General features: G+C 53.2%; 22 protein-coding genes, 1 tRNA gene and 1 other RNA gene. 18 read left to right on the top strand and 6 right to left on the bottom strand.

Features of this window, described 5'->3' with window-relative positions; all coding sequences use genetic code 11:
• The first annotated feature begins 26 nt into the window (after positions 1-26).
• Positions 27-737 carry a DUF3053 domain-containing protein gene (locus ACLJPQ_RS12900; protein ID WP_000190524.1) on the top strand — a complete coding sequence of 237 codons (711 nt, stop codon included), beginning with the start codon at positions 27-29 and terminating at the stop codon, positions 735-737.
• A 49-nt stretch (positions 738-786) separates the two neighbouring features.
• Here ACLJPQ_RS12900 and ghrB read toward each other — a convergent pair whose 3' ends face one another.
• A complete protein-coding gene (ghrB, locus tag ACLJPQ_RS12895) occupies positions 787-1,761 on the bottom strand; it encodes a glyoxylate/hydroxypyruvate reductase GhrB (protein ID WP_023216229.1) in 975 nt (324 codons plus the stop codon).
• A 218-nt stretch (positions 1,762-1,979) separates the two neighbouring features.
• Positions 1,980-2,642 carry an OmpA family lipoprotein gene (locus ACLJPQ_RS12890; RefSeq protein ID WP_000747548.1) on the bottom strand — a complete coding sequence of 221 codons (663 nt, stop codon included), beginning with the start codon at positions 2,640-2,642 and terminating at the stop codon, positions 1,980-1,982.
• 152 nt (positions 2,643-2,794) lie between these two features.
• Here ACLJPQ_RS12890 and ACLJPQ_RS12885 point away from each other — a divergent pair, with 152 nt between their 5' ends.
• Positions 2,795-5,128, top strand: a complete 2,334-nt coding sequence (locus ACLJPQ_RS12885; protein WP_080184966.1) for a molybdopterin guanine dinucleotide-containing S/N-oxide reductase — start codon at positions 2,795-2,797, stop codon at positions 5,126-5,128.
• On the opposite strand, the gene ACLJPQ_RS12880 is transcribed toward ACLJPQ_RS12885, so the two are convergent.
• Both ACLJPQ_RS12880 and tag read right to left on the bottom strand, forming a co-directional pair.
• Positions 5,097-5,537, bottom strand: a complete 441-nt coding sequence (locus tag ACLJPQ_RS12880; protein WP_000619902.1) for an N-acetyltransferase — start codon at positions 5,535-5,537, stop codon at positions 5,097-5,099. The two genes, ACLJPQ_RS12885 and ACLJPQ_RS12880, sit on opposite strands and share 32 nt — an antisense overlap.
• Positions 5,515-6,096: a DNA-3-methyladenine glycosylase I gene (gene tag, locus ACLJPQ_RS12875; RefSeq protein WP_076933331.1), complete on the bottom strand. Its 582-nt coding sequence runs from the start codon at positions 6,094-6,096 to the stop codon at positions 5,515-5,517. The genes ACLJPQ_RS12880 and tag overlap by 23 nt, the downstream gene beginning before the upstream one ends.
• 156 nt (positions 6,097-6,252) lie before the next feature.
• On the opposite strand from tag, the gene ACLJPQ_RS12870 reads away from it, so the two are divergent.
• From ACLJPQ_RS12870 to ACLJPQ_RS12830, 9 genes are all read left to right on the top strand, one after another.
• Entirely contained in the window at positions 6,253-6,957 is a 705-nt protein-coding gene (locus tag ACLJPQ_RS12870; protein ID WP_000637073.1) for an autotransporter outer membrane beta-barrel domain-containing protein, read from the top strand.
• Between the two features lie 518 nt (positions 6,958-7,475).
• Positions 7,476-8,000, top strand: a complete 525-nt coding sequence (gene lpfA, locus ACLJPQ_RS12865; RefSeq protein ID WP_001518613.1) for a long polar fimbria major subunit LpfA — start codon at positions 7,476-7,478, stop codon at positions 7,998-8,000.
• An 84-nt stretch (positions 8,001-8,084) separates the two neighbouring features.
• A complete protein-coding gene (gene lpfB, locus ACLJPQ_RS12860) occupies positions 8,085-8,783 on the top strand; it encodes a long polar fimbrial chaperone LpfB (protein WP_001082125.1) in 699 nt (232 codons plus the stop codon).
• Positions 8,784-8,805: 22 nt separating this feature from the next.
• Entirely contained in the window at positions 8,806-11,334 is a 2,529-nt protein-coding gene (lpfC, locus tag ACLJPQ_RS12855) for an outer membrane usher protein LpfC (RefSeq protein WP_000220316.1), read from the top strand.
• Positions 11,335-11,351: 17 nt separating this feature from the next.
• Positions 11,352-12,416 carry a long polar fimbrial protein LpfD gene (gene lpfD / locus ACLJPQ_RS12850; RefSeq protein ID WP_000914405.1) on the top strand — a complete coding sequence of 355 codons (1,065 nt, stop codon included), beginning with the start codon at positions 11,352-11,354 and terminating at the stop codon, positions 12,414-12,416.
• Positions 12,417-12,421: 5 nt separating this feature from the next.
• On the top strand, positions 12,422-12,949 hold the full coding sequence (gene lpfE, locus ACLJPQ_RS12845; RefSeq protein ID WP_000792959.1) for a long polar fimbrial protein LpfE: 528 nt from the start codon (positions 12,422-12,424) through the stop codon (positions 12,947-12,949).
• A 217-nt stretch (positions 12,950-13,166) separates the two neighbouring features.
• Entirely contained in the window at positions 13,167-14,858 is a 1,692-nt protein-coding gene (eptB, locus tag ACLJPQ_RS12840) for a kdo(2)-lipid A phosphoethanolamine 7''-transferase (RefSeq protein ID WP_001269263.1), read from the top strand.
• A gap of 90 nt (positions 14,859-14,948) precedes the next feature.
• Positions 14,949-15,025: transfer RNA gene (locus tag ACLJPQ_RS12835), tRNA-Pro, on the top strand.
• A 35-nt stretch (positions 15,026-15,060) separates the two neighbouring features.
• Positions 15,061-15,179: non-coding RNA, RtT sRNA (locus tag ACLJPQ_RS12830), on the top strand.
• Here ACLJPQ_RS12830 and ACLJPQ_RS12825 read toward each other — a convergent pair.
• A complete protein-coding gene (locus tag ACLJPQ_RS12825; protein ID WP_039519735.1) occupies positions 15,170-16,177 on the bottom strand; it encodes a substrate-binding domain-containing protein in 1,008 nt (335 codons plus the stop codon). The genes ACLJPQ_RS12830 and ACLJPQ_RS12825 overlap by 10 nt on opposite strands.
• A 149-nt stretch (positions 16,178-16,326) precedes the next feature.
• On the opposite strand from ACLJPQ_RS12825, the gene ACLJPQ_RS12820 reads away from it, so the two are divergent.
• From ACLJPQ_RS12820 to dppF, 7 genes are all read left to right on the top strand, one after another.
• Entirely contained in the window at positions 16,327-17,451 is a 1,125-nt protein-coding gene (locus ACLJPQ_RS12820) for an aryl-sulfate sulfotransferase (RefSeq protein ID WP_080184967.1), read from the top strand.
• Between the two features lie 57 nt (positions 17,452-17,508).
• Positions 17,509-18,834 (top strand): uracil-xanthine permease family protein, encoded by a 1,326-nt coding sequence (locus ACLJPQ_RS12815; RefSeq protein ID WP_001136079.1) that lies wholly within the window; start codon positions 17,509-17,511, stop codon positions 18,832-18,834.
• Between the two features lie 555 nt (positions 18,835-19,389).
• Entirely contained in the window at positions 19,390-20,997 is a 1,608-nt protein-coding gene (gene dppA / locus ACLJPQ_RS12810) for a dipeptide ABC transporter periplasmic-binding protein DppA (protein ID WP_000028047.1), read from the top strand.
• 156 nt (positions 20,998-21,153) lie between these two features.
• The gene (gene dppB / locus ACLJPQ_RS12805) at positions 21,154-22,173 is read left to right on the top strand and encodes a dipeptide ABC transporter permease DppB (RefSeq protein ID WP_080184968.1); all 1,020 of its coding nucleotides are present in this window, start codon (positions 21,154-21,156) and stop codon (positions 22,171-22,173) included.
• A 9-nt stretch (positions 22,174-22,182) separates the two neighbouring features.
• The gene (dppC, locus tag ACLJPQ_RS12800) at positions 22,183-23,085 is read left to right on the top strand and encodes a dipeptide ABC transporter permease DppC (RefSeq protein ID WP_000084690.1); all 903 of its coding nucleotides are present in this window, start codon (positions 22,183-22,185) and stop codon (positions 23,083-23,085) included.
• A 10-nt stretch (positions 23,086-23,095) separates the two neighbouring features.
• Positions 23,096-24,079 carry a dipeptide ABC transporter ATP-binding protein gene (gene dppD, locus ACLJPQ_RS12795; RefSeq protein WP_001196509.1) on the top strand — a complete coding sequence of 328 codons (984 nt, stop codon included), beginning with the start codon at positions 23,096-23,098 and terminating at the stop codon, positions 24,077-24,079.
• Positions 24,076-25,089 (top strand): dipeptide ABC transporter ATP-binding subunit DppF, encoded by a 1,014-nt coding sequence (dppF, locus tag ACLJPQ_RS12790; RefSeq protein ID WP_000103563.1) that lies wholly within the window; start codon positions 24,076-24,078, stop codon positions 25,087-25,089. The genes dppD and dppF overlap by 4 nt, the downstream gene beginning before the upstream one ends.
• Before the next feature lie 100 nt (positions 25,090-25,189).
• On the opposite strand, the gene ACLJPQ_RS12785 is transcribed toward dppF, so the two are convergent.
• Positions 25,190-26,488 (bottom strand): aromatic amino acid transport family protein, encoded by a 1,299-nt coding sequence (locus ACLJPQ_RS12785; protein WP_001150163.1) that lies wholly within the window; start codon positions 26,486-26,488, stop codon positions 25,190-25,192.
• Positions 26,489-26,531 lie beyond the last annotated feature (43 nt).

The following is a 26,531-nucleotide window of genomic DNA, read 5'->3' as shown; positions in this document are numbered from 1 at the left end:
ATTTTTGGGTGAAAGGAGTATTAACAATGGCGACAGGTAAGTCCTGCTCTCGCTGGTTTGCGCCTGTTGTGGCGTTATTAATGGTGTTTAGCCTGAGCGGGTGTTTTGATAAAGAAGGCGATCAGCGCAAAGCGTTTGTCGATTTCCTGCAGAATACAGCAATGCGTAGCGGAGAGCGTTTACCAACGCTGACGGCCGATCAGAAAAAACAGTTTGGTCCGTTCGTGTCTGATTACGCGATACTGTATGGCTACTCGCAGCAGGTAAACCAGGCGATGGATTCCGGTCTGCGCCCGGTGGTCGATAGCGTTAACGCCATCCGCGTTCCGCAGGATTATATGACGCAACGCGAGCCGCTGCGGCAGGCAAATGGTTCGTTAGGCGTGCTGGCGCAACAGTTGCAGAATGCAAAACTGCAGGCTGATGCCGCGCATGGCGCGTTAAAGCAGGCCGATGACCTGAAACCTGTGTTTGATCAGGTCTACAAAAAAGTGGTCACCGTGCCGGCAGATGCTTTGCAGCCGCTGATCCCGGCGGCGCAGATCTTTACGCAGCAGTTGGTACAAGTGGGCGATTATATTGCGCAACAGGGCGAGCAGGTGAGCTTTGTCGCGAACGGCATTCAGTTCCCGACCTCACAGCAGGCCAGCCAATATAATGCGCTGATTGGGCCGTTGGCCTCGCAGCATCAGGCGTTTAATCAGGCCTGGACGGCGGCGGTAAACGCGACCCAGTAATGACAGTCTGCCCGATAAGCGCAAGCCAGCGCTTATCGGGCCTGTAGCGTTATCCCGCCGCCTGCGGGTTGACGCAGTTCTTCTCTATTTTTCCCTGCAGCGCATCAATCAAATTATCCACCGCACAGGCCATCATGTTGTAGCGCGTCTCATGCGTTGCCGAGCCAATATGCGGCACCGCGACGACATTAGGCATGTTCAGCAGGGGCGAATCCACGGATAGCGGTTCATGCTCAAAGACATCCAGACCTGCCGCATATATTTCACCGTTTTGCAGCGCGGCAATCAGCGCGTTTTCATCGACCACCGGACCGCGTCCGGCATTAATAAAAATGGCGGACGATTTCATTCTGGCAAACTGTGTTGCGCCAAACAGATGTCGCGTTTCTGCCGTTAGCGGCAGGATCACGCAGACAAAATCAGCCTCCTGCAACAGCGTATCCAGATCGCAGTAGCGGGCGTTAAACCGGTCTTCCGCCTCCTGATGCCGCCGACGAGCGTGATAGAGAACCGGCATGGTAAACCCAAAGTGCGCTCGCTGCGCCAGCGCCATCCCGATACGCCCCATCCCAACGATACCGAGTGTTTTGTGATGCACATCGACGCCAAACCACGCCGGGCCAATGCTTTCCGTCCATTCACCCGCTTTAACCCGTTCTGCGACGTCCACCACGCGGCGGGCAGTGGTCAGCATCAACGCCATCACTGTATCGGCAACGGTTTCCGTCAAAACGGCAGGCGTGTGCATCAGGACTATTTTGCGGGCAGTAAGGGCGTCCACTTCGACATTATCGTATCCCACCGAGATGGTCGACGCCGCGCGTAGCGCCGGCATTTTTTCCAGCAGCGCGCGGTTAACGGTTTCGCTGGCGCCCAGAAGGCCTTGCGCGCTGGCAAATGCCTGCGCGTGTCGCGCTACCGTTTCCGGATGCAGGTTCGGTACCTGGGTGACGGTAAAATGCGCCTCCAGGCGATGCAGCAAATCATCAGGCAGGGTTTTGTAGAGAATGATGGACGGCTTCATGCGACTCTCCGTAAATCAAAAGGTAAGCGCGGCATGCGCCAACCGGAACAGGCTTATTATTAACCCGTTTAGCCATCATCGACCAGCCAATTTCCCCGCTGTCGGCAGCCGTGTCGTGGTAAATGATGAATGAATACCGAATGATGCGACGTGTATCCGGTCTGGAGAGGGAATAGTGCAGGCCGGGTAAAGCATACCGCTTTACCCGGTACGGTAGTTTACTGCAATGGACTCAAGGTAATTTCGACGCGGCGGTTTTGCGCCTTACCTTCTGCCGTACTGTTGCTGGCGATCGGGTTCGCCGGACCCATTCCGCTGGTACGGATACGGCTGGCGTCGACGCCCTGGGTGATCAGCGAACTGGCGACGGAGTCAGCACGTTGCTGCGACAGACGCATATTCAGATCGTGGCTACCGGTGCTGTCGGTGTAGCCCACCACATTGACGGCGGTCTTGGGATACTCTTTCAGCACCATTGCCACGCCGGTCAGCGTGTTAGCGCCTGCCGGTTTCAGCGTCGCGCTGCTGCTGTCGAAGGTGACATTATTCGGCATATTCAGAATGATATTATCGCCGCTTCGCGTCACGCTAACGCCTGTGCCCCGCATTTTGTCACGCAGTTTCGCTTCCTGTACGTCCATGTAGTAACCCACGCCGCCGCCCAGCGCCGCGCCAGCCGCCGCGCCAATCAGCGCGCCTTTACCGCGATCTTTTTTGGAGGAGGAGAGTGCGCCGATGCCTGCGCCGACCAGCGATCCAATACCCGCGCCAATGCCGGATTTACCTGCTTCGCGTTCGCCGGTGTAAGGGTTTGTTGTGCAGCCAGATACTGCCAGGGCGCCGCTCACGATGGCAGCAATCACAAATACACGTTTTTTCATCTTAAATCCTTATCACTTTTTTATTTTTACCACAGCGACCGTGGCGGTTGATTATGACGTCTGCACATGAAGAAAATTCCAGGGAAAACTCTGAAATTTGTAAGTAACATTGATCGGCAAAATAAATAATCCCAATAATTCAGGAGCGAACCTTGACCCACGCACCATCGCGTCATTCGGTATTGACCGCCGCACACTGGGGGCCAGTCCGCGTTGAAACCGACGGAGAACGCATTTTTGCCTCGTATGGCGAACTCCCGACGGCACACCAAAATTCCCTGCAAACCGTTGTGCATGACCAGGTGCACAGTAAAACGCGGGTTCGCTTCCCGATGGTGCGTAAAGGGTTCCTGGCTTCTCCCGATAAGCCGCAAGGCATACGCGGGCAGGATGAGTTTGTTCGCGTAAGTTGGGATGACGCGCTGGATCTGATCCACGCTCAGCACAAACGTATTCGCGAAAGTTATGGGCCATCGTCCATCTTCGCCGGCTCCTACGGTTGGCGTTCGAACGGCGTATTGCATAAAGCGGCTACGCTATTGCAGCGTTACATGGCGCTGGCGGGAGGGTATACCGGCCATCTTGGCGATTATTCCACCGGCGCGGCGCAGGCTATCATGCCTTATGTGGTGGGTGGCAACGAGGTTTACCAGCAGCAGACTAGCTGGCCGGTGGTGCTGGAACACAGCGAGGTGGTGGTGCTCTGGAGCGCGAATCCGCTGAATACTCTGAAAATTGCCTGGAATGCCTCGGATGAACAGGGGCTCGACTATTTTGCGGCGTTGCGACAAAGCGGCAAGCGCCTGATCTGCATCGATCCGATGCGATCGGAAAGCGTCGACTTTTTTGGCGATAAGATGGAGTGGATCGCCCCACATATGGGCACCGATGTGGCGTTAATGTTGGGGATCGCCCATACGCTGGTGGAAAACGGTTGGCAGGATGAAACGTTCCTTGCCCGCTGCACGACGGGTTATGACCGCTTCGCCGACTATCTTTTGGGCACGACCGACGGTACGGCCAAAACAGCGGAATGGGCGGCAGAAATTTGCGGCGTTTCTGCGGTGAAAATTCGTGAACTGGCGGAAATATTTCATCATCACACCACCATGTTGATGGCCGGTTGGGGAATGCAGCGTCAGCAGTTCGGCGAGCAAAAGCACTGGATGATCGTTACGCTGGCCGCAATGCTGGGGCAAATTGGTACGCCTGGCGGCGGGTTTGGTTTTTCTTATCATTTTGCTAACGGCGGAAACCCGACGCGCCGCGCCGCCGTGTTAGCCTCGATGCAGGGAAGTATCCCTGGCGGGGTCGATGCGGTAGATAAAATACCGGTGGCGCGTATTGTCGAGGCGCTGGAAAACCCCGGTGGGTTTTACCAACACAATGGGATGGATCGCCGCTTCCCGGATATTCGTTTTATCTGGTGGGCGGGCGGCGCGAACTTTACTCATCATCAGGATACCAACCGTCTGATTCGCGCGTGGCAAAAACCGGAACTGGTCGTTATCTCGGAATGTTTCTGGACGGCCGCCGCGAAACACGCGGATATTGTTCTGCCTGCGACCACCAGCTATGAGCGTAACGATTTAACCATGACCGGCGACTATAGCAATCAACATTTGGCGCCGATGAAGCAGGTCGTGTCGCCCCGGTGGGAGGCGCGGAATGATTTTGACGTTTTTGCTGAACTGAGCGAACGGTGGGAAGACGGTGGTTACGCTCGGTTCACCGAAGGAAAAAGCGAGCTGGCGTGGCTGGAGACTTTCTACAATATTGCCGCCCAGCGTGGCGCCAGCCAGGGGGTGACGCTGCCGCCGTTTGCCGCATTCTGGCAGGCTAACCGTTTACTGGAGATGCCGGAAAATCCCGCCAACGCGCAGTTTGTGCGCTTCGCGGATTTTCGCCGCGATCCTGATAACCATCCGCTAAAAACGGCCAGCGGCAAAATCGAAATCTATTCTACGCGCATTGCCAGCTATGGTTACGCGGATTGTCCCGGTCATCCGATGTGGCTGGTGCCGGATGAGTGGCACGGGAACGCCGATGCGGGGCAGGTTCAGCTACTTTCCGCGCATCCGGCGCATCGTCTGCATAGCCAGCTCAACTACAGTTCATTACGGGAGCGGTATGCGGTAGCCGGACGCGAACCGGTGACGATTCATCCGCAGGATGCGACAACGCGCGGAATCGTCGATGGCGATACGGTACGCGTCTGGAATCATCGCGGGCAGGTTCTGGCGGGCGCGGTCGTTACCGACGGAATTCGGCCTGGCGTGATCTGTATTCACGAAGGCGCATGGCCGGACCCTGAACCTACCGCAGGCGGCATATGCAAAAACGGCGCGGTAAACGTCCTGACAAAAGATCTTCCCAGTTCCCGGCTGGGGAACGGTTGTGCGGGCAACACCGCGCTGGTCTGGTTTGAGAAATATACCGGCCCGGCGCTGCCGCTTACGGCGTTTGATCCGCCTGCCAACTCATAATCCAGGTGGGGTGGGCGGTATCCTCCTGCCAGGCGCTATCTTCAATACGAAAACCAAGCGCATGGTAGAAGTTTACGGCGGATTGATTTTTCTGGTAAACCTCAAGGCTCAGCAGAGGAAAACGTTGCTGGACATATTCCAGAAGCGCTTTGCCAATGCCGTGTCTTAACGCGTCGGGGGCGACAAACAGCGCCCCGACAAAACGGGCTTCCAGTACGCTGACGAAGCCTTTCAGTTGTCCATTTTCCTCCCATACCCAGGTTTGCGCGGCGGGTAAATAGACGTCGCGTACGATTGCTTCGCTCTCGTGCCAGTAACGTTCTTCGATAAAGGGATGGGCATAAATGGTACTTTTCATCCACAGCGCCAGAATAGACGCCATGTCTTCACTCTGGGATTTGCGAATCATGTTTTTCTCCCGGATGGCAAAAACAGCCGGTAATATGGTCGTTGACCAGTCCGCACGCCTGCATAAAGGAGTAACAGATAGTCGTACCGACAAACTTGAAACCGCGTTTTTTCAATGCCTTAGCAAGCGCATCGGACGCAGGTGTTGAGGTAGGGATCTCATCCAGGCTGGCCGCCTGGGTGATCTGCGGCTGGCCATCAACGAATGACCAGACAAAATCGGCGAAAGACTCGCCGTTTTGCTCCATCGCAAGCCAGGCGCGGGCGTTACTGATAATGGCCTGAATTTTACCGCGATGTCGTATGATGCCCGTGTTCTGCAGCAGGCGTTCAACATCCTCCTCCTGCATAGCTGCGATGCGTACCGGGTCAAACTGATGAAAACAGGCGCGATAGTTCTCTCTCTTTTTAAGCACGGTGATCCAGGATAAACCGGCCTGTTGACCTTCAAGACAGATCATTTCAAACAGCTTTCTGCTGTCAGTTTCCGGTACGCCCCACTCGTTATCATGATAGGCAATATAAAGGGGGTCCTGGCTGACCCAGCCGCAACGCTGCATAGACTTCCTCGTTATTGTGGTTACCGCGAAAATTTCCTTCAACCCGCCTTGACGGGCCCGCTAAAAGGACAATAGTTAATACAGGGCTGATGCCCGACATCCTTCATTCAATGACAATAATATCGCCGAATTCGGCTCTACTCTGGAGTCGCGTTGATGATTGTAAGAAAACGCCGTGGTCGCCGGACATTGCGTTGTCTGGCGGGCCTTATGGCCTGCTCGTTTTTTATCAATACCACGTATGCCTGGCAACAAGAATATATCGCTGAAGCGGCTCCGGGGCATACGACGGAACGCTATACCTGGGACAGCGATCACCAACCGAATTACAACGACATACTGGCCGAACGTATTCAGTCTACGCAAAATACGGTGGGTCCGGTGCTTAGCCTGGCGGATGAAACCCCGCTTGATGCGACCAGCGGTATCAGTATGGGCTGGAATTTTCCGCTTTCCCGACGCGTGACCACTGGGCCGGTCGCGGCGTTGCATTACGACGGTTCGACGTCATCAATGTATAACGAATATGGCGATAGCGCGACGACATTAGCACTTACCGATCCGTTATGGCACGCCAGCGTCAGTACGTTAGGCTGGCGGGTAAACTCGCAGTTCGGCGATGTCCGTCCCTGGGCGCAAATCAGCTATAACCAACAGTTTGGGGAAAATATCTGGAAAGCGCAGTCCGGGTTGAGTCGTATGACCGCAGGAAATCAGGCGGGAAACTGGCTGGATGTCACCGTAGGCGCGGACGTGTTACTTAACCCACACATGGCGGCGTATGCGGCGTTTTCCCAGGCGGAAAATAGCGCTACGGATAGCGATTATTTGTATACCCTGGGGGTGAGCGCCAGGTTTTAACTTAAAAATTACCATCGAAACGCTGTGATAACAGAGCTTGTGGCGGAAGTAGGGTGCTAACCTTCTGCGTTATCTTTGCGCTGTTAATCATCTTGCTGGCAGTTTCCACCACTATTCGCCAGCCGCAGCGGGAGGGGGTTAGCGAAGCGTCTGCGTAACACATGCAACACCAGGCGTACAGCGCACCCATTTGGTGCTCTTTATTTTTATTTAGCACAAATACCTAATCAATTGGAGTTAAAAAAACGTCTAATAAATAAGGAATGCATTTAACTTATTTATGAATAGGAAGAAATAATATATTATTTATATTAATTTATTCTTAATAAAAATTTACATTTATGTACGTTACATTTGTAACATATTGATTTCTATTTTTTTTAAGCTTAACTAAAAAATATTTTTATATATACTAATTATAGTATCCAATACCCACCTCTATACACTCCATTTCCTCACAGAATGCAGATAACCCTAAGGATGCGTTCTGTTATCTACCGTCATAAATGGAGTTTTTAATGAAAAAAGTTGTTTTTGCTCTGTCTGCTCTCGCTGTAGTTTCCACTTCTGCTTTCGCTGCTGAATCTGGTGACGGCACCATTAAATTCACCGGTGAAATCGTTGACGCGCCATGCGTTGTTTCTACTGACTCTCAGAACCAGGAAGTTGTGCTGGGTCAGGTGAAGAAAAATATCTTCAAAGCCATTGGCGATAAATCTGTTTCCAAGCCTTTCCAAATCAAACTGGAAGACTGTGACATCACCTCTCAAACCAAAGTTAACGTGAGCTTCGCTGGCGTTGGAGATGCAGACGACGCGACACTGGTTTCTGTTAACACTGAAGCAGGTGCGGCAACTGGCGTGGGCATCGGTATCTACGACAACGCTAACAAGCTTGTTGAAATGAACACCGGTAAATCCACCACTACGCTGGCTGCTGGTCAGACAGTGCTGTACTACACCGCTAACTACGTTGCAACAAAAGATACTGTAACCACTGGTTACGGTAACGCAGAAGTGGACTTCAACCTGTCCTACGAATAATCGAATTTTCGTTAATACAGTCAATCATAATGGCAACGGAAATCCCGTTGCCATTTTTTCCAGCGGAGGCTCAGGAAGAGAATCATGAACCGCTCACGTTTGATATCTTGCACAGCACTGGTGCTGGCGCTGATTGCTCAAAACAGTTTTGCCGGTGGCGTGGCATTAAGCAGCACACGTGTTATTTATGACGGTAGTAGAAAGGAAGCTTCTCTTACGGTAAATAATAAAAGCACCACGGATGAATTTCTCATTCAGTCATGGATTGATGATGCTAACGGTAATAAAAAGACGCCCTTTATTATCACTCCGCCGTTATTTAAATTAAGCCCGACTAAAAATAACGTTTTACGTATTGTTAATACGACGAGCACGTTACCGCAGGATCGCGAGTCCGTTTATTGGATTAACGTAAAAGCTATTCCTGCCAAAAGTGAAGACGCGGAAGCTAAAAACGTACTGCAGATCGCCGTACGTACCCGCTTAAAACTGTTCTATCGTCCGGCGGGCCTGAAAGGCAATAGCATGGACGGCTGGAACAAACTGCAGTTCACCAGCGCAGGGGCTAACCAGATCAAAGTGGAAAATCCATCTGCCTTTAACCTGACGTTTAATAAATTTTATGCCAACGGCCGTGATATTGAAAAAACGGGAATGGTTCCGGCAAAAGGCTCATTGAATATTGAATTGCCAGCCGGCACCGGCAAGGTAAGCGAAGTTAAATACAACATTATTAATGACTTTGGCACGGCTGGCGACATGTTGACACAGCGCGTTAACTAACACGTTTTAAAGGATTATTACTATGACATGGACGCATCTTCCTCTGGGCAATAAGACCTCGCGTTTTACGCAGTCTGCGCTTGCGCTGATGATAGCGAGTACGCTCCCCGCGTATGCGGGAACATTTAACCCGCGCTTTCTGGAGGATGTGCCGGGTATTGATCAGCACGTTGACCTTTCAATGTATGAATCCAATAAAGCTGAACACCTGCCAGGTAAATACCGCGTCTCGGTGGTGGTCAACGAAAAAAAAATGGAGTCTCGCACCCTGGAGTTTAAGGCAGCGACAGAGGCGCAGCGCGCAAAAATGGGTGAATCCCTGGTGCCGTGCTTAAGCCGCGTGCAGCTTGAAGATATGGGCGTGCGTATTGATAGCTTCCCGGCGCTGAAAATGGCCCCGCCTGAAGCCTGTGTTGCTTTTGACGACATTATTCCCCAGGCCGCCAGCCATTTCGATTTTGCAGACCAGACCCTGATCATGAGCTTCCCGCAGGCTGCGATGAAGCAGACAGCGCGCGGTACGGTGCCAGAATCGCAGTGGGACGAAGGGGTGAATGCCCTGCTGGTGGATTATAACTTCTCCGGCAGCAACGCCAGCTATGACGCGCACGACAGTGAGACCAACTACAACAGCGACAGCTACTATCTGAACCTGCGCAGCGGTATGAACCTGGGGGCATGGCGATTACGTAACTATAGTACCTGGACGCGAAACGACGGTAACAACACATGGGATAACATTGGCACATCCCTAAGCCGCGCCATTGTGCCGCTGAAATCACAGCTGACGTTGGGGGATACCTCCACCGCCGGTGATATTTTTGACAGCGTTCAGATGCGCGGGGTGCAGTTAACTTCTGACGAAGAGATGCTGCCTGACAGCCAGCGCGGGTTTGCGCCCGTCATCCGGGGTATTGCCAAAAGTAACGCCGAAGTCACCGTTGAGCAGAACAACTACGTTATTTACCGTACGTTTGTTCAGCCGGGTGCGTTTGAAATTAACGACCTGTATCCAACCTCAAACAGCGGCGACCTGACGGTCACCATTAAAGAATCGGACGGCAGTGAGCAGAAGTTCGTTCAGCCGTTCTCCTCGGTGGCGCTCCTCCAGCGTGAAGGCCATCTCAAGTACAGCCTTTCCGCTGGGGAATACCGTGCCGGGAACTATAACAGCGCCGAGCCGAAATTCGGGCAGCTTGATGCCATGTACGGTCTGCCATATGGCTTTACCGTTTACGGTGGTGCGATCTTCTCTGACGACTATTACTCGCTGGCGGGAGGATTAGGTAAAAACTTCGGCTATATCGGCGCGATCTCCATCGATGTAACCCAGGCAAAAAGCAAGCTGGCAAATGAGGAGAATTCGGAAGGTCAGTCTTATCGTTTCCTCTACTCCAAGAGCTTTAACAGCGGTACCGATTTCCGTCTGCTGGGTTACAAGTATTCGACCAGCGGCTATTACACCTTCCAGGAAGCGACGGATGTGCGCAGCGATGCGGACAGCTCTTATAGCCAGTATCACAAACGTAGTCAGATTCAGGGCAACGTAACGCAGCAACTGGGCGCCTGGGGCTCGGTCTATTTTAACGTCACGCAGCAGGACTACTGGAACGATGAAGGTAAACAGCGTTCGCTGAATGCCGGTTATAACGGCCGTATTGGCCGCGTGAACTACAGCATTGCTTACACCTGGACGAAAAGCCCGGAGTGGGATGAGAGCGATCGTTTACTGTCATTCTCCATGTCGATTCCACTGGGACGCGTGTGGAGTAACTACCACCTCACGACCGATCAGCATGGTCGAACCAACCAGCAGTTAGGGGTGAGCGGCACCGCGCTGGAAGACCACAACCTGAACTATAGCGTGCAGGAAGGCTACGGCAGCAACGGCGTGGGTAACAGCGGCAGCGTGAACCTGGATTACCAGGGCGGCGTGGGTAGCGCCAGTCTGGGTTACAACTACAACCGTGACGGCCAGCAGGTGAACTACGGTTTGCGCGGCGGTGTAATAGCCCATAGCGAAGGTATCACTCTTTCTCAACCGCTGGGTGAATCTATGGCCATTATCTCCGCGCCGGGGGCGCGCGGCGCGCACGTGATCAACAACGGTGGTGTGGAAGTGGACTGGATGGGTAATGCGGTCGTGCCTTATCTCACTCCGTACCGTGAAACGGAAGTCTCACTGCGAAGCGACAGCCTGAACAACCAGGTTGACCTGGATACCGCCTCCGTCAACGTAGTGCCGACGCGCGGCGCGATTGTTCGTGCCCGCTTCGATACCCGAGTGGGCTATCGCGTGCTGATGAACCTGACGCAGGCCAATGGCAAAGCGGTGCCGTTTGGTGCTACCGCCACGCTGCTGGATACCACAAAAGAGTCCAGCAGCATTGTGGGTGAAGACGGTCAGCTTTATATCAGCGGGATGCCGGAGAAAGGTGCCCTTCAGGTGAACTGGGGTAAAGACCAGGCACAGCAATGCCGCGTGGCGTTTACGCTGCCGGAACAACAGGATAATACCGGCGTGGTGATGGCGAATGCCGTCTGCCGGTAACAGGGAAGGAAACGATTATGTTGAAAAAGTTGATGATGTTTGCGGGCCTGCTGGGCGGGTCGGTGCTGTTTTCTGGCCAGGCGCTGGCGGCAGCGGATTGGGGGGCGTGTACGCCTGACGGCGGGACTCATGTTTTTTCGGCCACGCTGAACAAAACCATCACCGATACGTCCAAGAATGCCTCAGGTATGGTTTTCCGTGATTTTTGGTCGTGGGATTTAGGGGGGGATTACGATGCTGTTTGTGAATGTCCAGAGGGGACTGCTACGGCATCGACATATTATAAAGCTACTTCCCCCCTCGCTCCTGGCCACAGCGAAGGCGAACGCCAATATTTTATTATCAATAATAATATCCAGATTTCAGTCGATGTTTGGGTTCAGGGACACTATCAGGATTATAAAACAGCGCCATTTTCTAATTTAGATAATCTGTCCGCCGCCAGAGCAGGCTGCACTGTGGGTGATGTACGGTTTACAACAGGAAGCAAAGGAAAATTATCTCTTTATATTAATCATCCATTTGTCGGTGAACTGCAAATACCGAGTACAAAGATACTGGACTTGTTTGGAACCCACAAAGTAGACGTTTATAATGCCAGTCCGTTGGCATCCGTATATTTAAGTGGGAGCATCATTGTTCCACAGGGCTGTGAGCTCTCCAGCGGCAGCACGCTGGAAATTCCGTTTGGGGAATTTAAGGCCACTGATTTTAAAGATCGCAAAGGACAAGTTGCAAAGAACGCCACGAAATTCACCAAAGAGCTGCAGTTTAAATGCACCAATATTTCCGATGGCGTAAAGATCTTCCTGCGTATTGAGGGAATGCCAAACGCTAATGATTCGAATGCCATCGACATGGGCAACCCGGATATCGGTGCCATCATTGAGGGTGCTAACGGTAAAATTTTGGTGCCAAATGACGCCAGTGTTAATCAGGAGCTGAGCGTATCGGGTCTTGTTGACGACACGCACCGTACCGCCTCAACAACCATTTCGGCTTACCCCATCAGTACCACCGGCAAATTGCCGGCCGCCGGGGATTTCGAGGGAATTGCCACCATGCGTATTGATGTGGAGTAAGCAGGATGAAAAACCTTCATGCTTTGATGCCAGCGTGTTTACTGCTTACCACTTCCGCGATGGCGGCACCGTCGAATATCGGTTCTGCTGGTGATATCCACTTTACCATTACTATTAAGGCGGCTACCTGTGAACTGGAAAACGACAGTATCGACGTCAATATGGAGACTGTGGTGCTTCAGCGCCCGGTAAAAGTGGGTAAAGAGCTGAACCAGAAAAACTTTAGCATCGGCTTAAAAGATTGCGCGTATGCCACAAAGGCCAGCGTTACGATGGACGGTTCTCCAGACCCGACTGACCCCTCGCTTTTTGCCCTGGATAGCGGCGGCGCGACGGGCGTGGCGTTAAAAATTAAAACATCTGGTGGGGAGCAACAATACCCCTCCAGTACCGACTCTACGCCTGTCGAACACACTGTCTGGTTTGATGGTACGAACAAGCTGAACTATATCGCCAGCTATGTGCCTGTTAAGCCGGATGCCACCGTTGGCCCAGCGAATGCGACGGTGAATTTTAGCGTCACATACGAATAATCACTGAGGGCCAGTTCGCTGGCCCTTTTCCATTTTTAGTGATTTTTTGTAAAAATCTTCTCCGATCACACTCTCCGTTGCCACTTTCCCCTCTGCTTGTGGTCTACTTAACCGTGCTTGTAGACTTTCTTACATCTGCGTTAGCCGCATATTTACCTGTTTGATTAAAGAATCGTTGTACAGGTCGTTTTTATCCCGATTCCCAGGGTTTGTTTGCATGAGATACATTAAATCGATGACGCAACAGAAACTTAGTTTCTTGCTTGCGCTCTATATCGGTCTGTTTATGAATTGCGCCGTGTTTTACCGCCGTTTCGGCAGTTATGCGCAAGAATTTACCATTTGGAAAGGCCTCTCCGCAGTTGTCGAACTTGGCGCCACGGTGCTGGTCACTTTCTTCTTACTTCGTCTTCTTTCACTGTTTGGCCGACGCGTCTGGCGCGTGCTGGCCACGCTGGTGGTGCTGTTTTCCGCTGGCGCCAGTTATTACATGACCTTCCTGAACGTGGTGATTGGCTACGGCATTATTGCGTCTGTTATGACCACCGATATCGATCTCTCGAAAGAGGTGGTGGGGCTGCACTTCGTATTGTGGCTAATTGCCGTGAGCGTGCTTCCGCTCATCTTTATCTGGAGTAACCACTGTCGCTACACGTTGTTGCGCCAGCTACGTACGCCGGGGCAGCGTTTTCGCAGCGCCGCTGTAGTGGTACTCGCAGGCGTAATGGTGTGGGCGCCTATCCGCCTGCTGGATGTACAGCAAAAAAAGGTTGAACGGGCGACAGGTATCGACTTACCCAGCTATGGCGGCGTGGTGGCGAACTCCTATCTGCCTTCAAACTGGTTATCTGCGTTAGGGCTGTATGCCTGGGCGCAGGTAGATGAGTCGTCGGACAATAATTCGTTAATAAACCCGGCCAGGAAATTTACCTATGTTGCGCCGAAGGATGGGGATGACACCTACGTCGTTTTCATTATCGGTGAGACGACCCGTTGGGATCACATGGGGATTTTCGGCTACGAGCGTAATACCACGCCGAAGCTGGCGCAGGAAAAAAATCTGGCGGCGTTCCGCGGCTATTCTTGCGATACCGCGACGAAGCTTTCTTTACGCTGTATGTTTGTACGGGAAGGCGGGGCGGATAATAACCCGCAGCGTACCTTAAAAGAGCAGAATGTGTTTGCCGTTCTCAAACAGCTCGGATTCAGTTCCGATCTGTACGCCATGCAGAGCGAGATGTGGTTCTATAGCAATACCATGGCGGATAATATCTCCTACCGCGAGCAGATCGGCGCCGAGCCGCGTAACCGTGGTAAAACGGTTGATGACATGCTGTTGATTGATGAGATGCAGAACTCGCTTGCCCAGAACCCGGAGGGTAAGCATCTGATTATCCTGCATACTAAGGGGTCGCATTTTAACTATACGCAACGTTATCCGCGCAGCTACGCTCAGTGGAAGCCCGAATGTATTGGGGTCGATAGCGGCTGCACGAAAGCGCAGATGATCAACTCTTACGATAACTCCGTGACCTATGTGGATCACTTTATTACCAGTGTGTTCGATCAGCTACGTGATAAAAAAGCGATTGTGTTCTACGCGGCTGACCACGGCGAGTCGATTAACGAACGCGAACATTTGCACGGTACGCCGCGCAATATGGCGCCGCCGGAGCAATTCCGTGTTCCGATGCTGGTATGGATGTCGGATAAATATCTTGCCAGTCCGCAACATGCGCAGATGTTCGCTCACCTGAAACAACAGGCGGAGATCAAAGTGCCGCGTCGTCATGTGGAGCTGTACGATACGATAATGGGCTGCCTGGGGTATACATCGCCGGATGGCGGCATTAACCAGAACAACAACTGGTGCCATATTCCCGATGCGCAGAAAGTCGCCGCGAAGTAGGTTGTCTGCCGACTTTCTCGCCGATTGAATTGTATTTTGCGACTAAGGGATTGACGGGCGTGCGCCTGAGCAGTAAGATGCGCCCGCATTCGGTGATTGGCGCAGCCTGGTAGCGCACTTCGTTCGGGACGAAGGGGTCGGAGGTTCGAATCCTCTATCACCGACCAAATTCAGAAACCCTGCTCAACGAGCAGGGTTTTTTTGTATCTGAAGCCTGACGAGGATGAGAACCTCCGGGGGCAAGAGGTTCGACCCGAGCGAAGCGAGAAAACGTTGCGTCAGCAACGGCCCGCAGGGCGAGCCATCCTCTATCACCGGCAGGTTGACGCTCGCACCACCAGTTCAGGCATGATCCCGTCGCTGTGGCTGACCTTCTTGCCCGCCAGCAAATCAAATAATAGCGTGATTGCCTGTCGGGCCACCTCATCAAGATGCATATTCACTGCCGTCAGCGGCGGCAGCGATTCGCGCGCGCGGATACCATCATAGCGGGTGACCACGCGCATCCTCTCTGGGATAGCGACTGCCTGTTCCTGAAAAGCGCGTACCGCGCCGCTGGCAAAGGTGTCGATCAGCACCAGCACGCCGTCAACGTCGGGATGCGCCTGTAATAGCTGCTGCGCGGCCTGGTAGCCGGCATTTTCACCCTCGCTTTCATTGAGAGAGTAGACGACGGGGTCCTGGCGCCCCGCGCACCAGCGCTGGTAAGCCGCTTCGCTCTCCAGAACTGATGTTCGCCGTGTGTTACCGACAAATAACGCACATTTGCTGGCGCCGGAGGCCTCCAGATGAGCGAGCAGAAGCTGTGCTGTTGCCGCCGAGTGCAGCTCAACCCACGGCACAGGCGTGTCGGTGCCCGGCGTGCGGCCAATGGTGACGCAGGGAATGCCCGCTTGCGCCAGCGCCTGGAGCTGCGGGTCGTTCTCCGCCGGCTCAATCAGGATCGCCGCGTCAAAGCTGACGGCATCCAGTGGATTTGCCCCCGGCGGCACCAGAATCAGCGCATGCTGTTTTTCCAGCGCCATCATCGCGGACGTTAACGCCACCTCCATCATAAATCCCAGTCGTGATGCGCCGGAGGCAATCGCCAGCGGCACCGAAGAGAGCAAGGCAATGGTATTGGTTTTGCCGGTTCGTAACTGGCGGGCGCGAATATTCGGCGTGTAGTTGAGCGCAACAATGGCCTCTTCAATACGCCGTCGCGTCTGCGGCTCAACAAAGCGGGTGTTGTGCAAGGCATTGGATACCGTCCCTGGCGACACGCCTGCATGGCGGGCAACATCAATCAACTTTGCTCGTTTTTTATTTTGAACAGCCATCTGCTTCCTGACCTGCGAAAATTTGCGCACAGGGTAGCATATTTACCAGACGGTAACGTTTGCTTTTTTTCGGTGAGGATCGTAAAAAACTCTTCATTAAAACGTTTTAATGGGGTATTTTGGCGCAAATTTATTCCTCAGGAGGCGATGTGGCACACTTAACTCAGGATTCGACTTTCACCCTTGGACGCCGTCCGGCGGGCCTTATCTACGCTGATAATGCGAAGAGCTTTGGCGGCTATACGCTTTTTGCGCCGCAAACCGCCGAAGGGCGGGTTTACCTGGTGGACGAGCAGGGCGAAGTCGCGCATCAGTGGCAGCTTCCGGTTCGCGCCGGGCGTGATGCGGTGCTGCTGCCGAACGGTAATCTGGGTTATAACGGCAGCCACCGCACTTCAGCGAACCTCTATCAGGCGTGGGATCTCTGGCACGGCGGCGACTTCTACGAAGTGACGCCGGATAACGAAATCGTCTGGCATTACGAAGATATTTACCATCACCATGATGCGCAATGGTTGGCGAACGGTAATCTGCTGTATACCGCCGCGTCGCCGTTGCCTGCCGATATCGCCGCCCGTGTTACCGGCGGCGACCCGCGCCGCGATGCGCCGGACGGCATCATTCAGAGCGACGTCGTCAAAGAGGTCAATCGCGACGGTGAAGTGGTCTGGGAATGGCGCGCCTGGGAGCATTTGAATCCGGAAGATTTCCCGATTCATGATATTTTCGACCGCCGCCACTGGCCGATGATTAACGGCCTGTCCGTCACCCGTGATGGCTTGGTGCTGATGAGCCTGCGTACCACTTCCGGCGTCATTGCCGTGGATAAAGAGAGCGGGAAGGTTATCTGGCATGCAGGGCCGGAAGTCGTAGCGCAGCAGCACACGCCGGTTGAGATGGAGAACGGGTCGATTCTGGTTTTCGATAACGGCAACCTGCGTCCCGGCGTCACCTCGCCGCATTCCACGGTGCTGGAGTTCGATCCGCAGACCAAAGCGATTACCTGGCAGTATCGCGATATCTTCCCGCCGGCGTTTTTCTCGCCGTATATGGGGAGCGCGCAGCGGCTGGCGAACGGCAACACCTTTATCTGTGAATCGGCGTTTGGCCGCCTGTTTGAAGTTACTCCGGAAGGCGAAACGGTATGGGAATATATCATTCCGTTCTTTAATGAATATCCGGAGCACCTCAGTAAAGGCATTATTCCTGGAAAACAGAACAGCGCCTTCCGTGCGCATCGCTATGCCGCTGATGCCATTAGTTGGTTAAAATAATACAGACCGCCAGCCCGCGCTGGCGGTTATTTTTTTGATGTTTTATGGGAGTTAATCATGCCGCAACCTGGCCTTACTACGCCGGATAACGATGCATTACCCTGGCAAACCACCTTACTTTTGGCGCTTCAGCATGTGCTGGTCGTTGCCGCCACCCCCATTACCTCCGTCTTTCTGATCGCCAAAGCGCTCCACTTTACCGATACGGTGACCGCCTCGGTACTTAGCGCGACCTTTCTGATGTGCGGTCTGGGCGCTATTTTGCAAAGCCTGGGTGTGAAAGGGGTGGGCGCGCGTTTGCCGTTTATTATGGTACCGGGGGGCGCGCCGATTGCGATTTTCGTTGCGATCGCTTTACAGACCAATATCCAGACCGCGATTGGCGCCGTAATTCTGACCTCGCTGTTCTACTTTATCGCGTTGCCGATTTTCCGCCGCTGCCTGCACCATTTTCCCCCCTTTATCATCGGCATCATGCTGCTAATGGTGTCGATTAACCTTATTCGCCTGTACGGCGGGTTGATCATTGGCCAGCCAGGGAGCGCCGACTTCGCTCATCCAACCAGTATCATTTTATCGCTGGGGACTATCCTGATAACGCTGATTTTCGCGCTGGCGTTTAGCGGTATTTTGCGCCAGCTGGCGGTGATGTTCGGCCTTTTAGCGGGAACGTTGCTGGGAATGGCGCTGGGCAGCACCGATTTTAGCGGTGTTAGTCACGGGCCGCTGTTTAGTTTCCCACAGCTTTTGCCGTTCGGCTGGCCGATTTTTGATCTCTCCGCCTCGCTGCCTTTACTGATTTACGCGGTCATCTCTATGGCTGAAGCAACCGGGCAAACGATTGCGACCGCGGAAATAGTCAATTCCACGCAAAATGTACAACAGGCGATTCCACGTACCATTCGTGGTGATGCGGTAATGTCGCTGCTGGGGGGGATTTTTGGCACCTCCTTAATTATCACTTCCGGCGAAAATATTGGGGTGGTACGCACCACTAATGTGAAATCGCGTTTCGTGACTGCGGCTGCCGGAGGATTGTTAATCCTGATTGCCATATTCGCGCCGCTGGTACGTCTGGCGACCTGTCTGCCAGGTTCGGTGGTGTGCGGTACGGCGGTGATTGTCTTCAGCATTATCGGGGTTATCGGCATTGATATGATTGCGCGTGAGCCACTGCATACGCCGGGTAAAACCTACGCGCTGGCGATGGGGCTGGCCATGGGAATGCTACCTATACTGGTTCCCGGCCTGTATCAGAATTTCCCGGCGGGCGTACAGATGGTCTTTGGCAACGGCATGGCAGCGGGGACGTTGACGGCGATTCTGGTGAACTCGTTGTTTAACTGGAGCGAAAAGCGCACGCAGGCCAGGGTCAAAAGTTAGTTTTTGTGATCGCGGTAGGCCGCACGACGGCCTACTTATTTACAATTTTGTGACATATTCGATGGTGTTTTTCAATGTCCGTATAACTCTTTTTTGCACACGGCTTATGGATAACCTCAGCATTTTCGCCTGTGCGTTTTAGCGTTAGTGGTATTAATCGCTCAGATAATCAACATATCGAAAGAAATTTTTCAATTAATGGCTAATTGTTAATCACTAACTGTTGCAAAATATTAAGTGAATAACTCTGCCTTTCTGCCCATAGCACAAATTTCCCTGCTGAAAATACCCTTCTGAACTTTTTTTAATCTTTGTTTGTTAATTCTCACCGTTGTTGTAAAAGCTGGTTACCTGTATTGACGTTTTGACATTCTATTGACAGATTGTAGGGAATGAGGGGCATTTTATGGAGAATCCGCACTGCAACTCAGTCGATTATGCGAACGGAATCCCCACCTCTCACTACTGACCTGACCAGGTAAAAAACAAAAAAGGCCGGGCGGTAAAAGCCTTTGCAAAGGGCAAAACAACATACATCACAATTGGAGCAGAAGAATGAGTATTTCCTTGAAGAAGTCAGGGATGCTGAAGCTTGGTTTGAGCCTGGTGGCCATGACCGTTGCAGCAAGCGTGCAGGCCAAAACCCTGGTTTATTGTTCAGAAGGCTCGCCGGAAGGCTTTAACCCACAGCTCTTTACGTCTGGCACCACCTATGATGCCAGCTCCGTACCTATCTATAACCGTCTGGTTGAATTCAAAACCGGCACCACGGAAGTGATCCCGGGTCTTGCTGAGAAGTGGGATATCAGCGAAGACGGTAAAACCTATACGTTCCACCTACGTAAAGGGGTGAAATGGCAATCCAGCAAGGATTTCAAACCCACGCGCGAGCTGAACGCCGATGATGTCGTGTTCTCTTTTGACCGGCAGAAAAACGAGCAGAACCCGTACCATAAAGTGTCTGGCGGCAGCTATGAATACTTTGAAGGCATGGGGCTGCCGGATCTGATTAGCGAAGTGAAGAAGGTAGACGATCACACGGTGCAGTTTGTGCTGACGCGTCCGGAAGCGCCGTTCCTTGCCGATTTAGCCATGGACTTCGCCTCTATTCTTTCCAAAGAATATGCTGACAACATGCTGAAAGCCGGTACGCCGGAAAAAGTGGATCTGAACCCGGTCGGCACTGGCCCGTTCCAACTGGTGCAATATCAGAAAGATTCCCGCATTCTCTACAAAGCTTTTGACGGCTACTGGGGCACGAAGCCGCAGATCGACCGTCTGGTCTTCTCCATCACCCCTGACGCCTCTGTGCGTTACGCCAAGCTGCAGAAGAACGAATGTCAGGTGATGCCGTATCCGAACCCGGCGGATATTGCGCGCATGAAAGAAGATAAAAACATCAACCTGATGGAGCAGGCTGGTCTGAACGTGGGTTATCTCTCCTATAACGTACAGAAAAAACCGCTGGATGATGTCAAAGTTCGCCAGGCGTTGACCTATGCCGTGAATAAAGAGGCCATCATCAAAGCCGTTTATCAGGGCGCGGGCGTTGCGGCGAAAAACCTGATCCCGCCGACAATGTGGGGCTACAACGACGATATTAAAGACTACGGCTACGATCCGGAAAAAGCGAAGGCGCTGCTGAAAGAAGCCGGTCTGGAAAAAGGCTTCACCATCGATCTGTGGGCGATGCCGGTACAGCGTCCCTATAACCCGAATGCGCGTCGTATGGCGGAAATGATCCAGGCGGACTGGGCGAAGATTGGCGTTCAGGCCAAAATTGTCACCTATGAATGGGGCGAATACCTCAAGCGCGCTAAAGATGGCGAGCACCAGACGGTGATGATGGGCTGGACCGGCGATAATGGCGATCCGGATAACTTCTTCGCCACGCTGTTCAGCTGCGATGCCGCCCAGCAAGGCTCCAACTATTCAAAATGGTGTTATAAGCCGTTTGAAGACCTGATTCAGCCTGCGCGTGCGACCGACGACCATAACAAGCGTATTGAGCTCTATAAACAGGCCCAGGTTGTGATGCATGACCAGGCGCCAGCGCTAATCATCGCTCACTCCACGGTTTATGAGCCAGTGCGTAAAGAAGTTAAAGGCTATGTGGTTGATCCATTAGGCAAACATCACTTCGAAAACGTCTCTGTCGAATAATTAAAAGAGCGCTGCGCCCCGGTGTTGTGTAGGCCGGATAAGCGCAGCGCCATCCGGCGTAATGCTTTATCCGCGATGCAGTTTGCGTGGGATAAGATTTGTGAGCAATACAGACTCACGGTTCCAGGCCGTGCGTCATGAGAGAGAATTCGGGTTATGTTGCAGTTCATTCTCCGACGTTTGGGACTCGTTATCCCGACGTTTATCGGTATTACCCTTCTCACCTTTGCCTTTGTCCACATGATCCCCGGCGATCCGGTGATGATCATGGCGGGTGAGCGAGGTATTTCCCCTGAGCGTCATGCTCAACTGCTGGCTGAACTCGGTCTTGATAAACCGATGTGGCAGCAGTACCTCCATTATATCTGGGGGGTGATGCATGGCGATTTAGGCATCTCGCTGAAAAGCCGAATTCCCGTGTGGGAGGAGTTCGTACCTCGCTTTAAAGCGACGCTGGAACTTGGCGTCTGCGCCATGATTTTTGCCGTCGCCGTGGGGATTCCGGTGGGCGTGCTGGCCGCAGTGAAGCGCGGTTCTATCTTCGATCACACTGCCGTTGGCCTGGCGCTGACCGGTTACTCTATGCCTATCTTCTGGTGGGGCATGATGCTGATCATGCTGGTCTCCGTCCACTGGAACCTGACGCCGGTTTCCGGGCGCGTGAGCGATATGGTGTTCCTTGATGATACCAATCCGTTGACGGGCTTTATGCTGATCGACACCGCTATCTGGGGCGAAGAGGGTAACTTTATTGATGCGCTGGTGCATATGATCCTGCCTGCGATGGTGCTCGGCACAATCCCGCTGGCCGTCATTGTGCGTATGACCCGTTCGTCGATGCTGGAAGTGCTGGGGGAGGATTACATCCGTACCGCACGCGCCAAAGGGTTGACCAGGATGCGCGTCATTATCGTCCATGCTCTGCGTAACGCCATGCTGCCAGTCGTTACCGTGATCGGCCTGCAGGTCGGGACGCTGCTGGCGGGCGCGATTCTGACAGAAACTATCTTCTCGTGGCCCGGTCTGGGGCGCTGGCTGATCGATGCGCTGCAACGCCGCGATTATCCGGTAGTGCAGGGCGGCGTGTTACTGGTAGCGACGATGATTATTCTCGTTAACCTGCTGGTAGACCTGCTGTACGGCGTGGTGAACCCGCGTATTCGGCATAAGAAGTAAGGGGCCATCATGTCACAGGTTACTGAAAATAATGTTAATGCCGCACCGGCGCCCATGACGCCATTGCGGGAGTTCTGGCACTATTTCAAACGCAATAAAGGCGCGGTCGTCGGGCTGGCGTATGTTCTCATCGTGATCCTGATTGCGGTGTTTGCCAACTTTATTGCGCCGTACAACCCGGCAGAGCAGTTCCGCGATGCGCTGCTGGCGCCGCCGGTCTGGCAGGAAGGCGGCAGTTGGGCGCATATTCTGGGAACGGATGATGTTGGTCGCGATGTCCTCTCGCGCCTGATGTATGGCGCGCGTTTGTCACTGCTGGTCGGCTGTCTGGTGGTCGTCCTGTCGCTGGTAATGGGGATTATTCTCGGCCTGGTCGCGGGCTACTTCGGCGGTCTGGTCGATAACATCATCATGCGCGTGGTCGATATTATGCTGGCCCTGCCGAGCCTGCTGCTGGCGCTGGTGCTGGTAGCGATCTTCGGCCCCTCCATCGGCAACGCTGCGCTGGCGTTGACGTTTGTGGCGCTGCCGCACTATGTCCGCTTAACCCGTGCGGCGGTTCTGGTAGAGGTGAACCGCGATTATGTGACTGCCTCCCGCGTGGCGGGCGCAGGCGCGATGCGTCAGATGTTCGTCAATATTTTCCCGAACTGCCTTGCGCCGCTGATCGTTCAGGCATCGCTCGGTTTCTCTAACGCCATTCTCGATATGGCCGCCCTCGGCTTCCTGGGGATGGGCGCACAGCCGCCAACGCCCGAATGGGGCACCATGCTCTCTGACGTATTGCAGTTCGCGCAAAGCGCCTGGTGGGTCGTGACCTTCCCGGGGCTGGCGATTCTGCTGACGGTACTGGCATTTAACCTGATGGGTGACGGTCTGCGTGACGCGCTCGATCCCAAACTGAAGCAGTAAGAGGTTCGAGATGGCGTTATTAAATGTAGATCAATTATCGGTGCACTTCGGCGACGAAGGGACACCGTTCAAAGCCGTCGACCGCATTAGCTACAGCGTGAAGCAGGGTGAGGTGGTCGGTATTGTCGGCGAGTCTGGTTCCGGCAAATCCGTCAGCTCGCTGGCGATTATGGGGCTTATCGATTACCCAGGCCGCGTGATGGCGGAAAACCTGCTCTTTAACGGACAGGATCTGAAGCGCATTTCCGAGAAGGAACGTCGCAACCTGGTGGGCGCTGAAGTGGCGATGATTTTCCAGGACCCGATGACCAGCCTCAATCCTTGCTATACCGTTGGCTTTCAGATTATGGAAGCCATCAAGGTACATCAGGGCGGGAACAAGAAAACCCGTCGTCAGCGAGCGATTGACCTGTTGAACCAGGTGGGTATTCCCGATCCGGCTTCTCGTCTGGATGTCTATCCGCACCAGCTTTCTGGCGGCATGAGTCAGCGCGTGATGATTGCGATGGCCATAGCCTGTCGACCAAAGCTGTTAATTGCTGATGAACCGACCACGGCGCTGGATGTGACCATTCAGGCGCAAATCATTGAGCTGCTGCTGGAGTTGCAGCAAAAAGAGAACATGGCGCTGGTGCTGATTACCCATGACCTGGCGCTGGTGGCGGAAGCGGCGCACAAAATTATCGTCATGTACGCCGGGCAGGTCGTCGAAACCGGCGCTGCGCAGGATATTTTCCGCGCGCCGCGTCATCCGTATACCCAGGCATTGCTACGTGCGTTACCAGAGTTTGCGCAAGATAAAGCGCGTCTGGCGTCGCTGCCGGGCGTGGTGCCGGGGAAATATGACCGACCGACGGGTTGTCTGCTTAACCCGCGCTGCCCCTACGCCACGGACAGATGTCGTGCGGAAGAACCTGCTCTCAACCAACTGGACGATGGACGTCAGTCAAAATGTCATTACCCACTCGATGATGCCGGGAGGCCCACACTATGAGCACGCATGAGGCCACCTTGCAACAGCCGCTGTTGCGGGCTATCGACCTGAAAAAACACTATCCGGTGAAGAAGGGGATCTTTTCTCCGGAACGGCTGGTAAAAGCGCTGGACGGCGTGTCGTTTAATCTCGAACGCGGTAAAACGCTGGCCGTAGTGGGGGAGTCCGGTTGTGGAAAATCCACACTGGGTCGCCTGCTGACGATGATTGAAACGCCAACCGGCGGCGAGCTTTATTACCAGGGGCAGGATCTGCTCAAACACGATCCGCACGCGCAGAAACTACGGCGGCAGAAAATTCAGATTGTGTTTCAGAACCCCTACGGTTCCCTGAACCCACGCAAGAAAGTGGGGCAAATTCTGGAAGAGCCGTTGTTGATCAATACCAGCCTGAGTAAAGCGCAGCGTCGTGAAAAAGCGCTGGCGATGATGGCGAAGGTGGGGCTGAAAACCGAGCACTACGACCGCTATCCGCATATGTTCTCCGGCGGCCAGCGTCAGCGTATCGCTATCGCCCGCGGTCTGATGCTTGATCCGGACGTAGTGATTGCCGACGAACCGGTCTCCGCGCTCGACGTGTCGGTGCGCGCCCAGGTGCTGAACCTGATGATGGATTTGCAACAGGATATGGGGCTGTCTTATGTCTTTATCTCGCACGACCTGTCGGTGGTGGAACACATCGCCGATGAAGTGATGGTCATGTACTTAGGCCGCTGCGTGGAGAAAGGGACCAAAGAGCAGATTTTTAACAATCCACGTCATCCCTATACCCAGGCGTTACTCTCCGCCACGCCGCGGCTGAATCCGGACGATCGCCGTGAGCGGATTAAGCTGACCGGCGAGTTGCCGAGTCCGCTGAACCCGCCGCCGGGCTGCGCCTTCAACGCTCGCTGCAGCCGTCGCTTCGGACCCTGTACGCAGTTACAGCCGCAGCTTAAAGAGTACGACGGCCAGTTGGTGGCCTGCTTTGCCGTCGATCAGGATGAAAATCCGCAGAAACCGCTGAGTTAATTGCGTTTTATGCCGGATGGCGGCTGCGCCTTATCAAGCCTACACCGTACCTGTAGGCCTGGTAAGCGTAGCGCCACCGGGCATGGCTCTCCGGTACGACTTATTCAATCAATTTTAATAACGGCGACAGGCACAACAATATTCCATATAACAGAATAAGCCAGGTTTTCAGGCCGCGTAATTTTTCCAGTTGCGCTACTTTATAAATCAGGAAAAAGGGAATAATACACGCGACAATGCCATAAAGCGGACTGCCTAACTGGAAAAAGACCAATACTGAGACGCGAAACGAAACCCAAATAACCAGAGTAACCACGATAAAGACACAGATTCCAGATGTCAGTAACAGTGGGTTGACGTTTTTGACATCCATAATACGACTCAATACATTCAGTACAATACCTTTAAGCGCTTCGTGAAAACCTAAATAAATACCAAAGAACGCGGTAAGTACGGCAAAAATATTGAGGATGGTAGAGGTAATGTGGATGATATGGCCAGGGATTACCTGAGCTGCCAGTGCAAGGGCGGAAATATTCTGCTCGAACGCTGATACCGCCTCTTCATGGCTAATCGAAAAGGTAAACGAGAACGAGAAAAAGAGAATAATGGCAATCAGCGTAATATAGCTAATGCGATGCGTGCGAATCGCCATCCGGGTGGCCAGCACACGGTCAGGTTCGCGCTTACGATAGGCGATGTTCATTGGGTTTAGCACCTGAATGAAGACCGCAGAAAAGAAGCAAAATGGGATAGTGAGCAGTACGTCGCGAAAGAAAACCGATGCGGCGGGAAAGGCGGAAATATTATCAAGATTCCAGTGTGGGATCATAGCGAAACCGAATATCAGAATGATCCCGACTTTTACCACCACCATCGGGCCGGAAATTTTAAATAATAACTTTTCCCCGCCGGAGGCAATCGCCACCAGCACGGCGAAAATCGCGACTTTATAGATAATAGACTGCGAAAGATCGGCCTCAGTAAGGCCGAAGGTTTTGATATAGGAGGCGCTATCAAACACCACCGACAGGGAATAAATAAACACCCCGTGGATAATCATAAGAAAATAGATTACACCGAGAAAAATGCCCCAGTTTTTGCCAAGATAGTGACTGATAATATCCGTATAATCGTCACAGGTTTCGCTTTCAGATAACGTTTTTAGATAAATATCCTGCACAATATAGGTAGCGGGATAGGCGATGATAAAAGCGGTAATAAATACCCAGATCCCCTTGAGACCGATTTGCACTGGCATTAAGACGGTACCGGCGCCGATCGCCATACCGATACACAAGAGCACCCAGCCAAAATCATATTTTGTAAACGGTAATCTCGTTGAAAGCGGTGTGGTCGTAGCGTTACTGTTATTTAATGGTAATGTGTCGTCCTGCATAGAGCCCCCTGCCCAAAATATACGCAGCTCTTTCATAAAGAAT

It is taken from the genome of Salmonella sp. SAL04213, from assembly GCF_046550535.1.
Taxonomy (GTDB): domain Bacteria; phylum Pseudomonadota; class Gammaproteobacteria; order Enterobacterales; family Enterobacteriaceae; genus Salmonella; species Salmonella enterica.
This window is presented reverse-complemented; position numbering and strand designations above follow the sequence as displayed.

Coding starts and splice junctions, on each gene's coding strand:
- dppB (WP_080184968.1), top strand. CDS start 21,154: ATGTTGCAGTTCATTCTCCGACGTTTGGGACTCGTTATCCCGACGTTT.
- lpfD (WP_000914405.1), top strand. CDS start 11,352: ATGTTGAAAAAGTTGATGATGTTTGCGGGCCTGCTGGGCGGGTCGGTG.
- ghrB (WP_023216229.1), bottom strand. CDS start 1,761: ATGAAGCCGTCCATCATTCTCTACAAAACCCTGCCTGATGATTTGCTG.
- lpfC (WP_000220316.1), top strand. CDS start 8,806: ATGACATGGACGCATCTTCCTCTGGGCAATAAGACCTCGCGTTTTACG.
- ACLJPQ_RS12825 (WP_039519735.1), bottom strand. CDS start 16,177: ATGGCTGTTCAAAATAAAAAACGAGCAAAGTTGATTGATGTTGCCCGC.
- tag (WP_076933331.1), bottom strand. CDS start 6,096: ATGCAGCGTTGCGGCTGGGTCAGCCAGGACCCCCTTTATATTGCCTAT.
- ACLJPQ_RS12815 (WP_001136079.1), top strand. CDS start 17,509: ATGCCGCAACCTGGCCTTACTACGCCGGATAACGATGCATTACCCTGG.
- ACLJPQ_RS12890 (WP_000747548.1), bottom strand. CDS start 2,642: ATGAAAAAACGTGTATTTGTGATTGCTGCCATCGTGAGCGGCGCCCTG.
- eptB (WP_001269263.1), top strand. CDS start 13,167: ATGAGATACATTAAATCGATGACGCAACAGAAACTTAGTTTCTTGCTT.
- lpfE (WP_000792959.1), top strand. CDS start 12,422: ATGAAAAACCTTCATGCTTTGATGCCAGCGTGTTTACTGCTTACCACT.
- dppF (WP_000103563.1), top strand. CDS start 24,076: ATGAGCACGCATGAGGCCACCTTGCAACAGCCGCTGTTGCGGGCTATC.
- dppC (WP_000084690.1), top strand. CDS start 22,183: ATGTCACAGGTTACTGAAAATAATGTTAATGCCGCACCGGCGCCCATG.
- dppA (WP_000028047.1), top strand. CDS start 19,390: ATGAGTATTTCCTTGAAGAAGTCAGGGATGCTGAAGCTTGGTTTGAGC.
- dppD (WP_001196509.1), top strand. CDS start 23,096: ATGGCGTTATTAAATGTAGATCAATTATCGGTGCACTTCGGCGACGAA.
- ACLJPQ_RS12870 (WP_000637073.1), top strand. CDS start 6,253: ATGATTGTAAGAAAACGCCGTGGTCGCCGGACATTGCGTTGTCTGGCG.
- lpfA (WP_001518613.1), top strand. CDS start 7,476: ATGAAAAAAGTTGTTTTTGCTCTGTCTGCTCTCGCTGTAGTTTCCACT.
- lpfB (WP_001082125.1), top strand. CDS start 8,085: ATGAACCGCTCACGTTTGATATCTTGCACAGCACTGGTGCTGGCGCTG.
- ACLJPQ_RS12785 (WP_001150163.1), bottom strand. CDS start 26,488: ATGCAGGACGACACATTACCATTAAATAACAGTAACGCTACGACCACA.
- ACLJPQ_RS12900 (WP_000190524.1), top strand. CDS start 27: ATGGCGACAGGTAAGTCCTGCTCTCGCTGGTTTGCGCCTGTTGTGGCG.
- ACLJPQ_RS12880 (WP_000619902.1), bottom strand. CDS start 5,537: ATGATTCGCAAATCCCAGAGTGAAGACATGGCGTCTATTCTGGCGCTG.